Source organism: Halegenticoccus tardaugens (genome assembly GCF_004116405.1).
In the GTDB taxonomy this organism is placed as follows: domain Archaea; phylum Halobacteriota; class Halobacteria; order Halobacteriales; family Haloferacaceae; genus Halegenticoccus; species Halegenticoccus tardaugens.
On the sequence record NZ_SDIC01000001.1, the window covers coordinates 459,462 to 477,693 of the forward strand.

At 69.7% G+C, this 18,232-nt stretch carries 18 protein-coding genes; 7 read left to right on the forward strand and 11 right to left on the reverse strand.

Annotation, left to right across the window (positions count from 1 at the left end):
- The first annotated feature begins 52 nt into the window (after window positions 1–52).
- Together C3L37_RS02440 and C3L37_RS02445 are read left to right on the forward strand one after the other, a co-directional pair.
- Window positions 53–874, forward strand: a complete 822-nt coding sequence (locus tag C3L37_RS02440; RefSeq protein WP_129113022.1) for an aldo/keto reductase — start codon at window positions 53–55, stop codon at window positions 872–874.
- 63 nt (window positions 875–937) lie between these two features.
- Window positions 938–1,897, forward strand: a complete 960-nt coding sequence (locus C3L37_RS02445) for a succinylglutamate desuccinylase/aspartoacylase family protein (protein WP_129113023.1) — start codon at window positions 938–940, stop codon at window positions 1,895–1,897.
- Between the two features lie 126 nt (window positions 1,898–2,023).
- Here the strand turns inward: C3L37_RS02445 and C3L37_RS02450 are convergent, their stop codons facing one another.
- From C3L37_RS02450 to C3L37_RS02460, 3 genes are read right to left on the reverse strand one after another with little or no spacing between them, the layout of a single operon-like run.
- Window positions 2,024–2,395, reverse strand: coding sequence for an SPW repeat domain-containing protein (locus C3L37_RS02450; RefSeq protein ID WP_129113024.1), 372 nt, complete (start codon window positions 2,393–2,395; stop codon window positions 2,024–2,026).
- A gap of 58 nt (window positions 2,396–2,453) precedes the next feature.
- Complete coding sequence (locus C3L37_RS02455) at window positions 2,454–2,702, reverse strand: hypothetical protein (protein ID WP_129113025.1); 249 nt, start codon at window positions 2,700–2,702, stop codon at window positions 2,454–2,456.
- Window positions 2,703–2,757: 55 nt separating this feature from the next.
- Window positions 2,758–3,825, reverse strand: coding sequence for an anthranilate phosphoribosyltransferase (locus C3L37_RS02460; protein ID WP_129113026.1), 1,068 nt, complete (start codon window positions 3,823–3,825; stop codon window positions 2,758–2,760).
- Window positions 3,826–4,008: 183 nt separating this feature from the next.
- Here C3L37_RS02460 and C3L37_RS02465 point away from each other — a divergent pair, with 183 nt between their 5' ends.
- Entirely contained in the window at window positions 4,009–4,611 is a 603-nt protein-coding gene (locus C3L37_RS02465) for an NUDIX domain-containing protein (protein ID WP_129113027.1), read from the forward strand.
- Window positions 4,612–4,649: 38 nt separating this feature from the next.
- On the opposite strand, the gene C3L37_RS02470 is transcribed toward C3L37_RS02465, so the two are convergent.
- Window positions 4,650–5,339, reverse strand: coding sequence for an SDR family NAD(P)-dependent oxidoreductase (locus tag C3L37_RS02470; protein ID WP_129113028.1), 690 nt, complete (start codon window positions 5,337–5,339; stop codon window positions 4,650–4,652).
- 112 nt (window positions 5,340–5,451) lie between these two features.
- Between C3L37_RS02470 and C3L37_RS02475 the strand changes: the two genes are divergently transcribed.
- From C3L37_RS02475 to cruF, 3 genes are read left to right on the forward strand one after another with little or no spacing between them, the layout of a single operon-like run.
- Complete coding sequence (locus C3L37_RS02475; RefSeq protein WP_129113029.1) at window positions 5,452–7,044, forward strand: phytoene desaturase family protein; 1,593 nt, start codon at window positions 5,452–5,454, stop codon at window positions 7,042–7,044.
- On the forward strand, window positions 7,041–7,874 hold the full coding sequence (locus C3L37_RS02480; RefSeq protein WP_267195297.1) for a prenyltransferase: 834 nt from the start codon (window positions 7,041–7,043) through the stop codon (window positions 7,872–7,874). Before C3L37_RS02475 ends, C3L37_RS02480 begins: the two co-directional genes overlap by 4 nt.
- On the forward strand, window positions 7,867–8,745 hold the full coding sequence (cruF, locus tag C3L37_RS02485) for a bisanhydrobacterioruberin hydratase (RefSeq protein ID WP_129113031.1): 879 nt from the start codon (window positions 7,867–7,869) through the stop codon (window positions 8,743–8,745). The genes C3L37_RS02480 and cruF overlap by 8 nt, the downstream gene beginning before the upstream one ends.
- Before the next feature lie 46 nt (window positions 8,746–8,791).
- Here cruF and C3L37_RS02490 read toward each other — a convergent pair whose 3' ends face one another.
- The 3 genes from C3L37_RS02490 to C3L37_RS02495 form a co-directional block, all read right to left on the reverse strand.
- On the reverse strand, window positions 8,792–9,745 hold the full coding sequence (locus tag C3L37_RS02490) for a phytoene/squalene synthase family protein (RefSeq protein WP_129113032.1): 954 nt from the start codon (window positions 9,743–9,745) through the stop codon (window positions 8,792–8,794).
- Window positions 9,746–9,922: 177 nt separating this feature from the next.
- The gene (locus C3L37_RS25250; protein ID WP_267195298.1) at window positions 9,923–10,057 is read right to left on the reverse strand and encodes an HVO_2523 family zinc finger protein; all 135 of its coding nucleotides are present in this window, start codon (window positions 10,055–10,057) and stop codon (window positions 9,923–9,925) included.
- 162 nt (window positions 10,058–10,219) lie between these two features.
- Window positions 10,220–13,330: an adenosylcobalamin-dependent ribonucleoside-diphosphate reductase gene (locus C3L37_RS02495; RefSeq protein ID WP_129113033.1), complete on the reverse strand. Its 3,111-nt coding sequence runs from the start codon at window positions 13,328–13,330 to the stop codon at window positions 10,220–10,222.
- A gap of 525 nt (window positions 13,331–13,855) precedes the next feature.
- On the opposite strand from C3L37_RS02495, the gene C3L37_RS02500 reads away from it, so the two are divergent.
- Window positions 13,856–14,074 (forward strand): hypothetical protein, encoded by a 219-nt coding sequence (locus C3L37_RS02500; RefSeq protein WP_129113034.1) that lies wholly within the window; start codon window positions 13,856–13,858, stop codon window positions 14,072–14,074.
- A gap of 10 nt (window positions 14,075–14,084) precedes the next feature.
- On the opposite strand, the gene trpG is transcribed toward C3L37_RS02500, so the two are convergent.
- Genes trpG through trpD form a run of 4 tightly spaced genes read right to left on the reverse strand, consistent with a single transcriptional unit; the run spans window position 14,085 to window position 18,116 of the window.
- Entirely contained in the window at window positions 14,085–14,735 is a 651-nt protein-coding gene (gene trpG, locus C3L37_RS02505) for an anthranilate synthase component II (protein WP_129113035.1), read from the reverse strand.
- A complete protein-coding gene (gene trpE / locus C3L37_RS02510; protein ID WP_129113036.1) occupies window positions 14,732–16,417 on the reverse strand; it encodes an anthranilate synthase component I in 1,686 nt (561 codons plus the stop codon). The genes trpG and trpE overlap by 4 nt, the downstream gene beginning before the upstream one ends.
- Window positions 16,414–17,061, reverse strand: coding sequence for a phosphoribosylanthranilate isomerase (locus C3L37_RS02515; protein WP_129113037.1), 648 nt, complete (start codon window positions 17,059–17,061; stop codon window positions 16,414–16,416). The genes trpE and C3L37_RS02515 overlap by 4 nt, the downstream gene beginning before the upstream one ends.
- Window positions 17,061–18,116, reverse strand: a complete 1,056-nt coding sequence (trpD, locus tag C3L37_RS02520) for an anthranilate phosphoribosyltransferase (RefSeq protein WP_129113038.1) — start codon at window positions 18,114–18,116, stop codon at window positions 17,061–17,063. Before trpD ends, C3L37_RS02515 begins: the two co-directional genes overlap by 1 nt.
- Between the last annotated feature and the right edge of the window lie 116 nt (window positions 18,117–18,232).

Genomic DNA, 18,232 nt, shown 5'->3' on the forward strand with positions numbered 1-18,232 from the left:
AACACTCACCTTTCGAACCGACGCTCATTACCGAGCGCCCCGTACCGACGCCATGGTTCCCACGGAGTACGTCACCGTCCGCGGCGTCGACGTCCCCGCGCTCGGCCTCGGCACCGCGCGGATGACCGGCGAGGAGTGCGCGGACGCCGTCGCGAGCGCGCTCGACCTGGGGTATCGACACGTCGACACGGCGCAGATGTACGACAACGAGGAGGCGGTCGGACGGGCGATCCGCGAGTCGGACGTCCCCCGCGATGAGGTGTTTCTCACGACGAAGCTGCACCCGAGCAACCTCGCGCGCGACGACACGTTTGACTCGTTTCGTGGGAGCCTCGACCGGCTCGACACGGAGGTCGTCGACCTCCTCTTGATCCACGCGCCGCGGGAGTACGTCCCCGTCGAGGAGACGCTCGGCGCGATGAACGACCTGCGAGAGGCCGGCGAGGTGCGCCACGTGGGAGTGAGCAACTTCTCCGTCGCGCAACTGGAGGCGGCGATGGACGCGTCCGACGCCCCGATCCTGACGAATCAGGTGGAGTACCACCCGTACAAACGACAGGACGACCTCCTCGCGTTCTGCGTCGAAAACGACGTGATGCTGACCGCCTACAGCCCCCTCGACGTGGGCGACCTCGCCGACGACGACGCGCTCGCCGAGATCGGCGACCGCCACGGCAAAACCCCCTCGCAGGTCGCGCTGCGGTGGCTGATCCAGCAGGAGCACGTCTCGGCCATCCCGAAGGCGTCGAGGCGCGCCCACCAGCTGGAGAACATCGAGATCTTCGACTTCGAACTCTCCGCGGACGAGATGGCGCGGATCTTCGAGCGGCGAGGCGGGGTGACGGACCGGCTCCGGTCGCTTTTCGGGCTCTGAGATCTGGCCGCCCGCGAGCGCCGCGACCACAGCTACAAAGCCTCCGCGTCCGAGGGAGATCGTATGCACACCGCAGCGCGGGTGACGCTCGCGCGTCTGCCGTCCGGCGTTCCGATCGAGACGACCGTTCACCGGTACGAGGGCGACGAACCGGGGCCGACGCTGTACGTTCAGGCCGCCCAACACGGCCGGGAGGTAAACGGCACCGAGGCGCTCAGGCGGCTGCACGGGCGGCTGGACCGCGACGCTCTCGCCGGAACGCTCGTCGCCGTCCCGGTCGCCGACCCGCTCACGTTCGACCGCGTCTCCTACACTACCCCCGAGTCGCTCGACTCCGTCAACCCGAACATGAACCGCGCGTGGCCGGGCGACCGCGACGGGACGCTCCACGAGCGCATGGCCGCGCGGCTCTGGGAGTACGTCGAGGGGGCGGACGCGGTCGTCGACCTTCACACCGGCAGCCCGGAGATGCTCACGCACGCCGTCTACCTCCGCGGCGACGACCGCTCCCGGGCGCTCGCGGAGGCGTTCGGGACGGACCTCCTGCTCGCCGAGGCCGCCGGCGACGACGCCGACGCCGAGTGGTCGGAGCGGAACTTCGGCGGCAAGTTCCGCGTCGCCGCGACCCGCGAGGGGATCCCCGCGGTCACGCCCGAACTCGCGCACAACAAACAGCTCGTCGAACCGGCCATCGAGGCCGGCGTTCGCGGGACGATCAACGTCCTGCGACACCTCGGGATGCTCCCCGGCGAACCCGAAACCCCGCCGAGACGAACGGTCGCCCGGAACCACCTCGGACGCGTCACCGCGGCCGACTCGGGTCTCTTCGTCGCGAGCGACGACGCCGAACTCGGTCGCGAGGTCGAAGCCGGCGACCGCCTCGGCCGCGTCTACGACCCGGCGACGTACGAAGTGCTACAGGAGGTCGAGGCTGACCGCGAGGGAATCCTCTACTCGGTGGCGCGCGAGGCGACGGTGACGGCGGGGCGGACGCTCGTCGGAGTGGCGGAGCGACTGGAGTAGAAACGCCGTGGGCCGCGTCGATTCGAAACAGGTGACGTTCGGTGGTCGGTTCCCGTGCGTTCCGTGCGGCAGAGCGCGTCGGCACGTTGGCCGATCGACCACGTCCGGTCGATCGCGCCCGGTCGATCACGCCGCCCGACCGGCGGCCGCTTTGCCGCGCCGCCGTCCGACGTACGCGTTGTACGCGCCGAGCGCAGCTATGGCGACGCCGACGACGACGCTGCTCCAGAACATGCCCGTACCCGTCGCCGTTTCGAAGACGAACGGGGAGGCGAGCAGCCACAGCCCCAACAGCGCGGTGAGCGCCGCGCCGCCGGTGACCAGCCGCTCCGCCTCGGTTCGGCGGTAGAAGTCGTATCCCGCGACGAGGGCGACGAGCGCGCCGACGACAACGGCGCTCCACGTCATCGCCTGGCCGGCGCCGTACGCGAACGGCGAGGCGATCGCCCACAGGCCGAGCAGTGCTGCCGCTGCCGTGGTCCACTTGGTACCGTTCATTTATTTCACTCCCCCAGTCTAGGTAGGCGCCGAACCTACTTTAACGTGAACGGAGGGGTCACCCGCGCCGTAAGCTCTCTTCGATTCGAGCGATGCGAAAGAGGGCCAGGTGGTGCCGCGTGACGACCGCGGCGAAGGCGAACATCCCGGTCGCGAACGCTCCCGGAAACCACAGCGACGCGCCGTGAACGAAACTGATCGCGAGGAGTGCGACCGCGGTGAGCGGCGGGAGGATCGAGTAAATACCGGTGCGGATCGGATGCGCCGTCGCCATCTCGACGACCCCGGGTCTCGAACGCGTCGCCATCTGATTCACCCATCGCGGCCTGCGCGTTCACCCTTTCGGTTCGCGCCGGCCGGGTTCAGAACGCGCGCAGCTCTTCGAGCGCCGCCTCCGCGCTCCCGTCGTCGATGGCGTCGCGCGCCACCGCCAGCCCCGCTTCGAGGGTCTCCGCGTCCTCGCGGGCGTAGATTCGGAACGCGGCGTTGAGCGCGACGGCGTCGGCGAAGCGGTCCTCGCGCTCGCCCGAGAGCACCTCCTCCGTGATCCGGGCGGACGCGCCGGCCACGTCGCCGCGGGGCACTTCGAGGTCCTCGCTCTGGAAGTCCATGCCGTAGCTCGGCGTCTCGATCTCGTAGTCGGTGAAGTCCCCGTCGGTCCACTCCGCGACTTTCGTGTAGCCGGGGCGGATGTCGTCGTACCCCTCCATCCCCTGGAACATGATGACGCGGCGGAGGTCGTGGTGCGCCGAGCGCTCGAACGTATCGGTCACCTTCTTCGCGAACGCGAGGTGGTAGAAGGAGCCGAGGTGAACGTCGGCGCTCGCGGGGTTCGCGAGCGTCTCGATCGTGTTGACGAACGTCCGCACGCCCATCCGGTCCCGCCGGTCCAGGAGGTCGTGAACGGCGGGGTTGAACGCCGGCTGGTAGTAGAAGCCGAAGCCCGTCTCGTCGACCATCGCGGCGCTGTCGCGCGGGGCGAGTTCCGTCGCCACGCCGAGTTCGTCGAGGACGTGCTTGTAAGCGCACGCCTTCTGCGTCGGCACGCGGTCGCCGCTGTGGACGACGACGGGCGTCCCGGCCGCGGCGGCGACGACGCCCGCCCCGACGCCGAGAAGGGCCGTCCTGAGCTTTCCGTCGTAGTTCGCCCCACAGTCGACCGGATCCGCCCTCGGCTCGGCGACGTCGACCGTCTCGCACATGACGTCGGTGTAGGCCGCGAGCTCCTCCGGGTTGTTGCGCTTCCAGCGGTTGGCGAGCCAGAACGCCCCGAGCGTCGTCGGGTCCGGGTCGCCGGCGAGGATGCGCCGCATCGCCTCCGTCGCCTGCTCGTAGCTCATGTCGTCGGCCGACTTCGGGCCGGAGCCGCACACCTCGGTCATGAGGCGCTTGAGCGGCCAGTCGCCGAACTCGTCCGTCTCGTCTGACATGGTGGCGTCTTGGGACGGATCGGGCAAAAGCGTCCCGTTTGGGCGATCGGACCTGTCTCGACTTCGAAATCACCGCGTCCGAATCCCGCGACGCTCGACGACCGGACCGCGTCCGATCGCGCGGTCTCCGTCACCTCGACCGGGGCCACCGCGATTATGCCGCTGGCCGTCCCTCGTACGGCCATGTCGATCGCCGAGCAGACCCAACAGCGGGTGGACGGCCTGCGAGAACGGCTCCACGAGGAGTACGGCGACTGTCCGCTCGTCGAGGAGACCGCGACCGTGCCGCTCACGCGGTTCGAGCGCATGGCCGGCGTCGCGCCGGGCGGCCTGCTCGACGGGGGCGCGGCGTTCGTCACCGACGACGAGGGTCGGATCCTGCTCCTTCGGGCGGGGGACCGACCGGACGTCTGGACCGTCCCCGGCGGGAACCGCGAGCGCGACCTCCCCGAAGGGGGCACAGCGGCGATCGAGGGCGACGGGTCGCTCGAAGAACTCGCCGTCGAGGAGGTCCGCGATCGGACGGGCGTCGACTGCGAGATAACCGGCCTCCGGTTCCTTCGTCGGACGCAGTTCGTCCCCGACGAGAAGGACGACGAGCGCACGCTCTACGTCCTCGACGCCTTCTTCGACGCCTCGGCCGACGCCCGCGAGGGCGACCGGCCGGACGAGGAGGGCAAAGAGACCGAAGAGGTCGGTGGCGACGACGTGCTCGAAGTCCGCTGGTTCGACGAGCCGCCGAAGACCGTCGACCCGCTCGTCGAGGAACACGCCGAGACCTGGTAGCGCCCGCTCCTCGACCGATCTCGGCGCTCGCTCGGTCTCTATCTCGTCGCCCGTTTCCACGCCTTCAGATCGAGCACGGTGCCGTTCAACTCCGCCGGCTCGACCTCGGTCGCCGCCCAGACGAACATGGGCGCGACGTCCGCCGGGTCGCGTCCCGCGCCGCCGGTGAGTCGCGTCGCGACGAGACCCGGGTCGACGACGCCGACCGGCTGGTCGAGGTCGGCCGCGAAGCCGCGGGCGAGCGCCTCCGCGCCGGCCTTCGCGACCGCGTAGGAGCCCATCCCCGCCTTCGACTCGCGGGCGACCGACCCCGAGGGGACCACCACCCGCGCGTCGGGCGCGAGGTGCGGGACGGCCTCCTTCACCGCCGCGAAGACGCCCCGCACGTCGGTCCGGAGCGTGTCGTCGAAGCCGGCGTAGGACTCCTCGTGGAGGGGCATCTCGCCGGGGTCGCCGTGGATCGTCGCGGCGCAGGGGACGAGCGCGCTGATCCCCCCGTCGACGCGGGCGGCTTGCTCCATCAGCCGCTCCATGTCGTACTCGTCTCGCACGTCGGCGCGGTGACCCGACGCGTTCCCTCCGTCGGCCTCGATGTCGGCGACGACCGCCTCCAGCGCGTCCTCGTCGCGGGCGCAGCAGACGACGTGTGCGCCCTCGGCTGCGAACGCGCGGGCGACGTGCTCGCCGATGCCGCGGCTCGCGCCGGTGACGACCGTGGTTCCGTCCATGCCCGGAGTAGGGACGTTACGGACCTAAAGGTGCGCACGACGTCGTCGCCGAGGCCGTGCGGGCGACGCCGCAGTCAGTCGTTTTATGCTTCGGACGCTCCTATCAACGACCATGAATTCACCCTCCGACGTGGGCGTCGACGCCGGCGCCGACGGCAGGGAACGCTTCGGATCCGGTCTCGCCGGGGACGACGACCGACTCCGCGCGTCGCTCCGCGTCCTCGACGGCGCGTCGGTCGTCGTGATCGGCGGCGGGTTCGGCGGCCTCTCGACCGCCTGTTACCTCGCCGACGCGGGCGCGGACGTAACCCTGCTGGAGAAGAACGACCAGCTCGGGGGACGCGCCGGCCGACTCGAACGCGACGGCTTCCGCTTCGACATGGGACCCTCGTGGTACCTGATGCCCGACGTGTTCGAGGACTTCTTCGGCTACTTCGGCAGGAAGCCCGCCGACTACTACGACCTCACTCGGCTCGACCCGCACTACCGCATCTTCTTCAAGGACGGCGACCGGGTTGATCTCGTCCCCGACCTGGCGGCGAACAGGGAGCTCTTCGAGTCGTACGAACCAGGCGCGGGCGAGGCGTTCGATCGGTACCTCGACGCGTCGAAGCGCAACTACGAGGTCGGTATGGAGCACTTCGTCTACGAGGACCGCCCGCGCCTGCGCGACTACGTCGACCTCGACGTGCTCCGAAACGCCCGAGGACTGTCGCTCGTCGGGTCGATGCAGGGGCACGTCGAGGACTACTTCGACCACCCGAAGCTCCAGCAGATCGTGCAGTACACCCTCGTCTTCCTCGGAGGCGCGCCGACCAACACCCCCGCGCTCTACAACCTGATGAGCCACGTCGACTTCAACCTCGGCGTCTACTACCCCGAGGGCGGGATCGGTGCCGTCGTCGACGGCATGGCCGAACTCGGCGGGGAACTCGGCGTCGACTTCCGGGTGAACCACCCGGCGACCGAGATCCGGGGCAAGCGCGGCGCGTTCGTCGTCCGAACCGAACCGGGCGGGGAGTTTCCCGCGGACCTCGTCGTCTCCGACGCGGACTACGCGCACACGGAGCGCGACCTCCTGCCGCCCGAAAAGCGGCAGTACGACGACGACTACTGGGAGTCGCGCACCTACGCGCCCTCCGCGTTCCTGCTGTACCTCGGCGTCGAGGGCGACGTGGACCCGCTCGCACACCACACGCTCGTCCTCCCGACCGAGTGGGACGACCACTTCGAGACGATCTTCGACGACCCGCGGTGGCCCGACGACCCCGCGTACTACCTCTGTGTCCCCTCGCAGACCGACGACGCCGTCGCCCCGGCGGGCCACAGCAACCTGTTCGTGCTCGTTCCAATCGCACCCGGCCTCGACGACTCGCCGGAGCGGCGCGAGTCGTTCCGCGACCGCGTGCTCGCGGACGTCGCCGAACACACCGGCGTCAACCTCCGCGATCGGATCGTCTTCGAGGAGTCCTTCTGCGTCTCCGACTTCGCCGACCGGTACAACAGCGAGCGCGGATCGGCGCTCGGGCTCGCGCACACCCTGAGACAGACCGCCCTGTTCCGGCCGCCGCGCGCCTCGAAGACGGCGCCGGGCCTGTACTTCACCGGATCGTACACGACGCCCGGCATCGGCGTCCCCATGTGTCTCATCAGCGGCCGCCTGACCGCCGAGGCGATGGGCGAGCGCGAACGAACGGCGAGATGACGCGCCTCGGTTATCTCCTCGCGCTCTCGCGGCCGCGCTTTTGGCTCTACCTCGCCGGGCCGGTGCTCGTAGGCGTCGCGTTCGGGGCCGGCTCGGTCCCGGCGCTCTTCGACCCCGCCGCGCTCGCGCTGTTCGGCTACTTCCTCCTCCCGGCGAACGTGCTCCTGTACGGCGTAAACGACGTGTTCGACGCCGACGTGGACGCCGAGAATCCGAAGAAATCGGGGCGGGAGGTTCGCTACGAGGGCGACTCGACCGTCCCCCTCGCCGTCGTCGCGAGCGGGGCGCTTGGCCTCGCGGTGTTCGCCGTCGTCCCGCTCGTCGCGTGGCCGTGGCTCGTCGGCTTCTTCCTCCTCGCCGTCGAGTACAGCGCCCCGCCCCTCCGCTTCAAGACCACGCCGTTTCTCGACTCGCTGTCGAACGGGCTGTACGTCCTTCCCGGCGCGGCCGCGTACGCGGCGGTCGCGGGAACCCACCCACCGGCGCTCGCCGTCGCCGGCGGTTGGCTCTGGACGATGGGGATGCACACGTTCTCCGCGATCCCGGACGTCGAACCGGATCGGGAGGCCGGCGTCCGGACGACCGCGACGGTCCTCGGAGAGTCGCGCACCTACGCCTACTGCGCCGGGTGCTGGTTGTTCGCCGCAGTCGCATTCGGCCTGTTCGACCCCCGTCTCGGCGCGCTGTTCTCCGTGTACCCGATCTTCGTCCTCGTTCTCGCCCGCGCCGACGTCGACGTATCGCGGGCGTACTGGTGGTTTCCGGCGGTGAACACCGCGGTCGGCGCGCTCTTCACGCTCGGCGGCCTCTGGAGGCTCGTCCATGGCTGACGGCGCGGAGACCGACGCCGCTCCGGCGTGGCTGCCGACGACCAGACGCGAGGCCGAGGCGCGACTCGACCGGCTCGTCCGCGAGAACCGCTTCACCATCGCCGTGTTCTTCCCGCTGAACGGCGCGGTGTTGCTCGTCGCGAGCGCGGAGGGGTGGCTCCCCGACCCGCTCGCGTTCAACCCGCTTCTCGTCCTGTTCGGGACGTTCGTGATGCGCTCGCCGCTGCTCGTCGGCGTCGCGCCGCTCGTCGACCGCCGGGCCGCGGCCGGCGTGCTCGCTCTCGCCGCGTACTCCTACGCGGTCGAGTACGTCGGCGTCGAGACCGGCTTCCCGTACGGCGACTTCTACTACGGCGTCGATCTCGGACCGACGGCCGCTGGCGTACCGATCGGTCTGCCGCTGTTTTTCCTCCCCCTCGTGATGAACGCCTACCTCCTCTGTCTCCTGCTCCTCGGCCCGCGGGCCGAGCGGACCGCCGTCCGCCTCGGCGTTGTCGTCGCGGCGGTGCTCGCCATGGACGTCGTGCTCGACCCCGGGGCGGTCGCGCTCGGCTTCTGGGCGTACCCCGGGGGCGGCGCGTTCTACGGCGTTCCGCTCTCGAACTACGCCGGCTGGGTGCTGAGCGCGACGGTCGCGGTCGTCACCCTCGACGGCACGTTCGACCGGCGCGGGCTGCTCGACCGCCTCGACGACTGCGAGTTCGCGCTCGACGATCTCGTGAGCTTCGTCATCCTCTGGGGGGCGATAAACGCCTGGTTCGGCAACTGGCTCCCCGTCGCCGTCGCGGCGCTCTTCGGCCTCGGGCTGCTCGGAACCGATCGGTTCGACTCGCGGTTGTTTCGCCCGCCGACGGGGCGATTCGGGGGGTGAGAGTCGGAACCGTTCGGGGTGAAGATCGCGACGAAAGGACAGCGGTTCAGCGCGCGGGAAGCCGCTCTGCCCGCTCCGCGCCCGGCCGCCGCTTGCCGTGGTACGTGACGGTGCTCACGCGCCGGAAGACCGCCTCCGGGTCCTTGTTCCACGCCCAGCGCCAGCGCGTCCGGACGAACAGCCGGAGCGTCCGGAGCCGACCGAGCTGCGGCGTCGCGGAGAGCACGTCGTAGTCGCGCTCGCGGATCAGCCGGTGGTGCTCCGCGTATAACACCGCGGCGAGGAGGACCGCGAACTGGCAGTCCGCGGGGAGGTACTTGATGCCGGCGACGCCCCTCTTGTACAGCCCCTCCGTCCGGGCGAGTTCGCTCTGCACGACCGCGGCGAACCGGTCGTCCATCTCGAACCGCCGGATCTGCGCTTCGGTCACGCCGTGCTCCGCGAGCGTCGTCCCCGGGAGGTAGATCCGGTCGCGCTCGACGACGTCCTCGCGGACGTCGCGGAGGAAGTTCGTCATCTGGAACGCCTCGCCGAGCGCGGTAGCGTACGGGAGCGCCTTCTCTGGCTCTTCGGGGTCCATGACGGCCGTCATCATCCGTCCGACGGCGGCGGCCGACCCGTCCATGTACGCTTCGAGCTCGTCGTAGGTCTCGTACCGGTCCTTCTCGATGTCCGTCTCCATCGCGTCGACGAAGACGTTCACGTCCTCCTCGGCGATCCCGTGCCGCTCGCGCATCTCGGCGAGCGCGGAGAGCACGGGGTCGGACGCCTCCCGCTCGCCGAGCGCCTCGGCGCGGAGCCGTTCGAGTTCGGCGCGCTGACGGGCGGGCGTCTCGCGGTTCTCGTTGTCGACGACCTCGTCCGCGATCCGAAAGAACGCGTACAGGACGTACGTCGCCCTGCGCACCCGCTCGGGTAACAACCGCGTCGCGAAGTGAAACGTCCTGCCCGTCCGCTGCTGGATCGCCTTGCTTTTGGCGATCTGCTCGTTCTTCACCATGCGACGAGGGAGGGCCGCGACGTCGTCCGCGATTGATTCCGGCTACGTCGGCTCATTCTGACGGGACTCCCTTAGGATCGGATTGACATAACGCTTCGTACCCCGACCCCCCGAAACGAACGTCGGGGCGGCCGACCGGGACGGTCGGCGGCGTGCGCGCGCCGCGGGGTCGGGGTGTTACCAGAACGTGTCGCTGCAGTCGTAGACGACGCCGTGCTCCGGACAGACGTACTTGCAGTGGCGGCGCGCCATCGACGCCCCGCAGAGCGGGCACGGACGCCCCCTCGTCTCCTCGACCCGTTGATCGCTCATACGCGAGAGTGACCGGCGAACGGGCATGACTGTTGCCCTCCGTCGTTTCGCGTCCGCACTCGCCGGCCTGCACGGACCGCACTTTGTACCCGCCCTACGCCGCGCGCGCCGAACGAAACGAACGAAACGACCCGTCGTCGGTTCGTGGTCAGCCCTGCCGGCTTAGCTGCACTCCGACCAGCCGCAGGACTCGCACGTCTTGCAGCCCTCGGAGAAGTACAGCGCCATGCTGCCGCACTCGGGACACTCGGGGCTCTCGCCCGCGTCGAGGAGGTCCTGCGTGGCGTCGGACGGCTCGTCGTTCGAGTCGTCGGCCCCGTTCGCGACCGCCGCGCCGCCATCCGTCTCCTGCATCCTCGCCTCCTCTTCGACCTCGGTCAGGTTCTTCTGCTTCGGGTACGGCTTTTCGATCTCGCCGTCGAGGTAGCGGCGCATCGCCGTGCCGATCGCGTCCGGGATGGAGTTGATCTGCTCGCCCTTGTCCCAGGCGACCTTCGGGCTGCGGATGCCCTGTAGCTCGCTCGCGATCTCCTCGGGGTCGACGCCGGAGCGCAGCGCCGTGCTGATGGTCTTCGCGAGCGCTTCCGTGAACGAGGCGGTGAAGCCGCCGGAGTTGCCGATGTTCGCGAACAGCTCGAACGGCTTGCCGTTCTCGTCCTCGTTGATGTTGACGTACAGCTTGCCGTAGCCCGTGTCGATCCGCTGGGTGACGCCGTAGAGCACGCCCGGACGCGGTCGCTTTTTGCCCGTTCCCATCTCGCCGTCGCCGACCGTCGAGAGCGCGTCGAGCTCGGGCCCGAACGCTTCGCGGGCCTCCGCGCTGTCGAGGAACCCCTCGACCCCGCCGAAGATCTCGCGGATCTGCTCCGCGATGACCGCCGCGGCCTCCTCGTCGTCGGAGAACTCGGCGTTCTTCGCGCGGGTCGTGAGCACCTGCTTCGAGCGGGTGCCGTCGCGGTAGACGGTGACGCCCTTGCCGCCGTGGTCGTAGATGTAGCGGTACACCTCGTCCATGTCCTCGACGGTGGCCGAGTTGGGGAAGTTGCAGGTCTTCGAGATGGCCGAGTCGACGCCCTGCTGGCAGGCGCACTGCACGGCGGCGTGGTCGATGCCGGTGAGGTCGGCCGTCACGACGAACAGCTCGGAGATGGAGTCGGGAACCGTCGACAGCGAGTCCACGCCGTCGAACTCGTTGTTCGCCATCTGTTCCTGCGCCTCGCGTTTGACCTCCTCGACGTCGATGTCGTTGGCCTCCAGCACGCGCAGGAAGTAGTCGTCGAACTCGACGAGCATCTCGTCGCCCTGCACGTCGTCGGAGACGTTCTTGTAGTAGGCGACGTTGTAGATCGGCTCGCACCCGCCAGTGGTGTTGCCGACCATCGAGGTGGTGCCCGTCGGCGCGATGGTCGTCGTGTTGTGGTTGCGGATCGGGAAGCCGTCTGCCCACTCGTCGGCGTCGAGGCCGGTGTGGTGTTCGAACCACTCGCGGTACTCGGTCGGGTTCACGTACTTGGAGTCCGCCCAGTCCTCGAAGCTGCCGCGCTCTTCCGCGAGTTCGTGGGAGGCCCACTTCGACTCGTGGTTGATGTGGGTCATCACCTGCCGGGCGACCTCGTTGCCCGCGTCGGAGCCGTAGCGGATGCCGAGCTGGATGTACAGCTGGGCGAGGCCCATGACGCCGAGGCCGATCTTCCGCATCTCGCGGACCTTCCGCTCGATCTTCTCCACCGGGAAGTCCGACATCGTGACGACGTTCTCCAGAAAGCGCGTGCCGTACTCGACGCGGTGGTCGAACTCCTCCCAGTCGATCGCCTCCGCGAGGAACGCGTCGACGGCGTCCTCGTAGCTGTCGTACTCGTCGAGGTGCGCCTCGGACCAGACGCGCCAGTCGGGCGCGTCGTGGGCCGCCAGCGTCGAGAGGTTGATGTGCCCGAGGTTGCACGCCTCGTACTCCTCCAACGGCTGTTCGCCGCAGGGATTTGTTGCAAGGATCCTGTGATCCGGATGTTCCTCCACGTCGAACGAATGTTCCTTGTTCACCCGTTCGAGGTAGATCACGCCCGGCTCGCCGTTCTCGTGGGCCCCCTCGACGATGTGCTGCCAGATCTCCTTCGCGGGGATCGACAGCACCTCGCCGACCTCGACGTGCTCGCCGAGGTCGAACATCTCGTAGAGTTCCTTCGTCTCGGGCGTGGCGACGTGCGGCTCCTCGGTCCGGGGGTTGGTGAAGACGAACTCCTCGTCCGCGTACAGCGCCTCCATGAAGCCGTCGGTGACGCCGACGGAGATGTTGAAGTTCGAGAGGTGCCCCTCGACGGCGTTGCGGAGGTGCTTCGGGACGCGACCGTCCTCGTCGATGAGTTCGCGCGCCTCTTCGAGCGCCTCCTTGAACGTCGTGTGCGTGTAGTCGTCCGGATCGTTGAGCCGGAGCGAGTGCGCGAGCGAGACGTCCTTGTTCTTCGCGTGGATGAACTGGATCACGTCCGGGTGCGAGACGCGCATCACGCCCATCTGCGCGCCGCGGCGGGCGCCGCCCTGCGCGATCGTCTCGCACATCTGGTCGTAGGTGCGCATGAACGTGATCGGACCGGAGGCGATGCCTCCCGTCGAACCGACCGCGTCGCCGTAGGGGCGCAATCGCCAGAAGGCGTAGCCCATGCCGCCTCCGCTCTGAAAGACCTCGGCGGCCTCCTGCATCGTCTGGTGGATGTCCGTGATGTCGTCGTCGGGCGAGTCGACGAAACACGCGGAGAGCTGTTGGAGCTCGTCGCCCGCGTTCATGAGCGTCGGCGAGTTCGGGACGAAAGAGAGCATCTCCATCAGCTCCTGGAACTCCTCGCGCGTCGCCTCGACGGCCGTTCGGATCTCCTCGGGGAGCTCCGGGACGACGGTGTCGTAGGCGAACTTGTTGACGTTGTGGGCCGACAGCGCGGTTTCGGCGTCCGCGTCGGCGGTCGTCCCCTTCCCGAACACCTCCGCGGCGAGTTCGTCGCGGCGCGGGTGACCGGGCTTCAGCTGGTCGGGGCGGACGGCGACCTCGACGCCGCGCCGTTCGGCCTCGTACACTGCCTCGGCGAGGGCGATGTTCTTCGCGACGCGGGCGAACAACTCCTCCTGCGTCTCGACGAGGTTCCCGTCCGCGTCCTTCCGGAGGTAGCGCGCCGGCAGGATGTTGTGGTACGCGTTCGCCGTCATGCGCGCCTCCAGCGTCTCGCCGTCCGTCCGCTTGATCGGCAGGTCCAGCTCGTCGGCGCTGATGTCCGCGCGGCTCATCTCACCGTCCCTCCCGCCCAGCGATCCGCCGCCGGGCGATTCCGTGTGTCGTGACTGTCTCGGTTTCGTTCATTTATGACGATGTTCCTGTGTCGGACTGGCTCCCTTAATCCTTCGGTCTCGGTAGACGCTTCGTCGACGGACACATATCACTACCGTGTCCTTTCGTCGAGGTCGTCGTCGCCGCGGGGGCTCGTACGTCGAATTACGTGGGGCGGGAACCTCATAATAGTGGTTAGAGCGCGGCGAAAGTGATCCTTTCGGCGCGGGATTCGGGAGACGGTGCGGCGGCGTCCAGTCGAACGAAAGGGGGGTTGCGCTCGCCGCGCGACGAGCGACGGCGGTCGGCCGCGCGCCGTCGCGGCTCGGCGCTCGATCGTCCGTCGAATTCGTTCCGAATTAATATATCTAGAAACATTCATTGGTCGCCTGCGCGCCGAGAGTCGACGCGATGTCGACCCCGGTCGTGTCCGAGCGGCGGTTCTCTCCCACAGACTTATCTATACGCTGGTAGTTGTGTCTCGCATGACGCTCACCGGTACGGCGGCGTTCCTGTCAACCCTTCAATCGGGGATGACGCCGGGGACGCCGCTCGGACAACTGTTCGCCGTCCTCGTCGCCGTCGGAGCCGTCGTGCTTGTCGGTCGGCTGGTTCTGCGGGTCGCGTGGCGGCTCGTGACCGTCGCCGCGCTCGTCGTCGGCGTCCTACTCTTGGTGTCGATGGTCGCCCCCGGCCTCCTCTGATCCGCGCCGATCACCGCCCGTCGACGCTCGCGGTCGGCGCGGCGACGCGGCGTCGCAGGAAGTTCTCGACGATCTCGTGGCCGACCGCGGTGAGGACGCTCTCCGGGTGGAACTGGACGCACTCGATCGGATACTCCCGGTGGCGGATCCCCATCACGAGGGTCGCGGTCTCCTCCCCGCCGCCGATCCGATGGGTCGTCGTCGCGGTCACCTCGAAACAGTCCGGAACGTCGGTCGCGACGAGCGAGTGGTACCGGCCGGCCGGGAAACCCTGCTCCAGTCCGGCGAACACCCCGCGACCGTCGTGGTCGACCGGGTAGGCTTTGCCGTGGATCGGCTCGGGCGCGTGGCCGACCGTCCCCCCGTAGACGTGGACGGCGGCTTCCAGCCCGAGACAGACGCCGAGCGTCGGGATCTCGGGACTCAGCTCCCGAAGCACCCGCGCGGTGACGCCCACGTCTCGGTCGTTCGCGGGGTGCCCGGGACCGGGGCTGATGACGAGCGCGTCGGGGTCGACCGCCCGGACGGCGTCGAGGGTCGCGGTGTTCTTCAACACCGTCACGTCGAGTTTCTCGCCCGCGTCCGGCGCGCGCTGTTCGGAGAAGTACTCGACGAGGTTGTAGGTGAACGAGTCGTAGTTGTCGATCACGAGGAGCTTCATCTCGTGGCCTCCCGGGCGGATTCGCGTTCGATCGCCTCGACTGCCGCGATCACCCCGCCCATCTTCTGTTCTGTCTCCTCGAACTCCGCCGCGGGATCGCTGTCGGCGACGATGCCCGCCCCCGCCTGCACCGTGATCTCGTCCGTCGAGCCGCGTCTGATCGTCGCGGTCCGGATCACGATGGCGAAGTCGGCGTCGCCGCCCCACGAGTAGTAGCCGACGCCGCCGCCGTAGATCCCGCGCGGCTCGGCTTCGAGTTCGTCGATGATCTCCATCGCGCGGACCTTCGGCGCGCCCGAGAGCGTTCCGGCGGGGAACGCCGCGCGCGTCGCGTCGAAGGCGTCCGCACCGGGCGCGAGATCCCCCGTGACGGTGCTCTCGATGTGCTGGACGTGCGAGTACTTCAGGACGTTCATGAACTCCTCGACGCGGACGCTGCCCGGGGCGGACACCCGCCGCACGTCGTTGCGCGCGAGGTCGACGAGCATCGTGTGCTCCGCGCGCTCCTTCGCGTCGGCGAGCATCTCGCCCGCCAGCCGGCGGTCCTCGACGGGGCTCGTCCCCCGCGGGCACGTCCCCGCGATGGGGTTCGAGACGACGCGCCGCCCCCGAACCGACACGAGCGTCTCCGGGCTCGCGCCGACCACCGAGAGGTCGTCGTGCCGGAGCAGGTACATGTACGGCGACGGGTTCACCTCGCGGAGCGACTCGTAGAGCCCGACGGGGTCGATCTCGCCCGAGAGCACGCGCTTTCTGGAGACGACGCCCTGGTAGATGTCGCCGTCGAGGACGCGCCGCTTCGCCCGCCGGACCGCCTCCTCGTACGCCTCGCGCGATCCCGCCCTCTCGCCCGCCCGGACGAACCCCCCCGTCTCGGGGTCGTCGGCGTCGGCGAGCGTCGTTCGCACCCGCTCCGCCTCCGCGAGGAGTTCGTCGTACGCCGCGTCCGGGTCGTCGCCGGGCCGGACGATCGGCGTGAACACGAGCGAGATTTCGTCCTCCGCGTCGTCGAAGACGACCGTCTTCGTCGTCAACACGAACTGCGCGTCCGGCAGCACCGGCTCCGGACGCTCGACGCCGACCTCCGAGAGCCAGAGGTCGTAGACGGCTTCGTACGCCAGAAACCCGACAAGCCCGCCTTCGAGCTGCTGGCGCTCGGAGTCGTGGAATCCGACGCGCTCGACGTCGGGCAGGGCGCGCCGGAGCGCGTCGAGCGCGTCCGCGTCGGCGTCGTCGGCGCCGTCGATCCGGTCGGCCCCGGTCCCGGCGTCGGAGTCGGCGTCCGAGTTGGAACCGACGGCCGCCAGCAGTTCGGCCGCGCGCCCGTCGAGCGGCCGTACGTCCGTTCCGTCCGGCGTCACGGTCACGACCGCGTCGGGATCGTAGCCGACGAAGGAGTACCGCGCGTGTCGTTCCGGATCGGAACCGTCGGGCGAAAACGCCCCGTTCGGGTCGCTCGACGCCACCTTCTCGGCGCTTTCGAGGAGGAATCCGTAGTCGCTGCGGTCCGTCAGCGCGGCGTACGCGCAGAGCGGCGTCGTCTCCGGGCGGAGCGGGGCCGCGACGCGGATCACCGCCGGGCCGTCGACGGACGCCGCGAGATCGGCGAACTCCGCGCGGGAGCGGTCGAGCGAGGGCCGACCCGCGTCGTCGGACGCTCGATCCGTCCCGTCCGCGGTCACGCTTCGACCTCCCGCCGCCGGCCCGCGTTGCGGACGAACCGGCGGACCGCGTCGTGGTCCTTGACGCCGCCGTCGGTCTCGACGCCCGACGCCACGTCGACGGCGTGGGGTCGGACGGCGGCGACCGCGTCGGAGACGTTGGCCGGCGTGAGCCCCCCCGCGAGGACGACCGGCGAGGTCAGCTCCCGGACGAGATCGCGCGTGCGCTCCCAGTCGTGCGTCTCGCCGGTTCCGCCAGCGCCCGACGGCGACGCCGAATCGACGAGGAGCGCGTCGACGGCGTCGTCGTACCGGGCGGCGCGGTCGGCCTCCTCGCACGAGACGACGCCGACGACCGCGACGTCCGCCTCCGCGCGGACGTATCGGAGTTCGTCGGCGTCGTACTCGCCGTGAAGCTGGAGCACGTCCGGGCGGACGACCTTCGCCAGTTCGACCGCGCGCTCGACCGTCTCGGGCATCGACACGAGCGCGGTCGTCAGAAACGGCGGAGCCGCCGCCGCGAGTTCCGCGGCGCGACCCGGTTCGATCTCCCGAGGGGTGTCGACCGGCACCTCGGCGATGAGCCCGATCGCGTCCGCGCCCGCCCGCTCCGCCGCCCGAAGGTCGTCCTCGTTCGTGATCCCGCAGACCTTGACTCGGACCATCAGTCTCCCTGCGGCGCTTCGGCCTCTTCGGCTCCGTCCGCGGTTTCGGTCCCTTCGACGGACGCGACCCGGAGGTCGTCGAGCTTCGACGCGGCCGCGCCGGAGTCGATCGCCTCGCGGGCGCAGTCGACGCCCGTCTCGATCGTGTCGGCCAATCCGGCGACGTACACCGCCGCGCCGGCGTTCGCGAGGACGATGTCCCGCTTCGGCCCCGTCACCTCGCCCGCGACGATCCCCCGGAGGTCTTCGGCGTTCTCCTTGGGCGTGCCGCCGGCGACGGCCTCGACCGGCGCGGCCGACAGGCCGAGGTCGGCGGGGCGGAGCGCGTACTCCGTGACCGCCTCGCCGTCGATCTCGGCCACCGTCGTCTCGTCGTGGATCGCGATCTCGTCCATGCCGGAGCCGTGGACGACGAGCGCGCGTTCGACCGGCATGTGCGCGAGCGCGCGGGCGACGACCGGGACGAGGTTCGGGTCGTAGACGCCGAGCACCTGCGCCTCAGCGCCGGCGGGGTTCGTGAGCGGCCCGAGGACGTTGAAGATCGTCCGCATCCCGAGCTCCTTCCGGGGCCCGATGACGGCCTTCATCGCGGGGTGGAACACGGGCGCGAGCATGAAGCCGATGCCGTCGCGCTCGATGGCGCGCTCCACCGCCGGCGGCTCGGCCGCGACGTTCACCCCGGCCACGTCGAGGACGTCCGCGCTCCCGGAGGAGGAGGAGACGGAGTAGTTGCCGTGCTTCGCGACCGCCGCGCCGGCCCCGGCGGCGACGATGGCGCTCGTCGTGGAGACGTTGATGGTGTCGTAGGCGTCGCCGCCGGTCCCGCACGTGTCCACGAGCGGCCCGCGGTCGGGCTCGATCGTCCGCGCCGCCTCGCGCATCCCCTGCGCGAAGCCCGCGATCTCGGCCTCGGTCTCGCCCTTGGCGCGAAGGGCGGCCAGAAGCGCCCCCATCTGCGCCTCGGTCGCCCCCTCGAATACCATTCCGGCCGCCTCGCGCGCCTCGGCGAGCGTCAGGTCCTCGCCCTCCGTCGCGCGCTCGATGTAGTCCTGCATTGTGTGTCACCGTTGTACGTGTTCGTGTTACGATGTACAAATCAGTACATGTCCTTAAGCCTGTCGGGGCGTGCGATCGGCGGTGCGTGGCGGTCTCGCCCGCCCGCAGCGGGTCG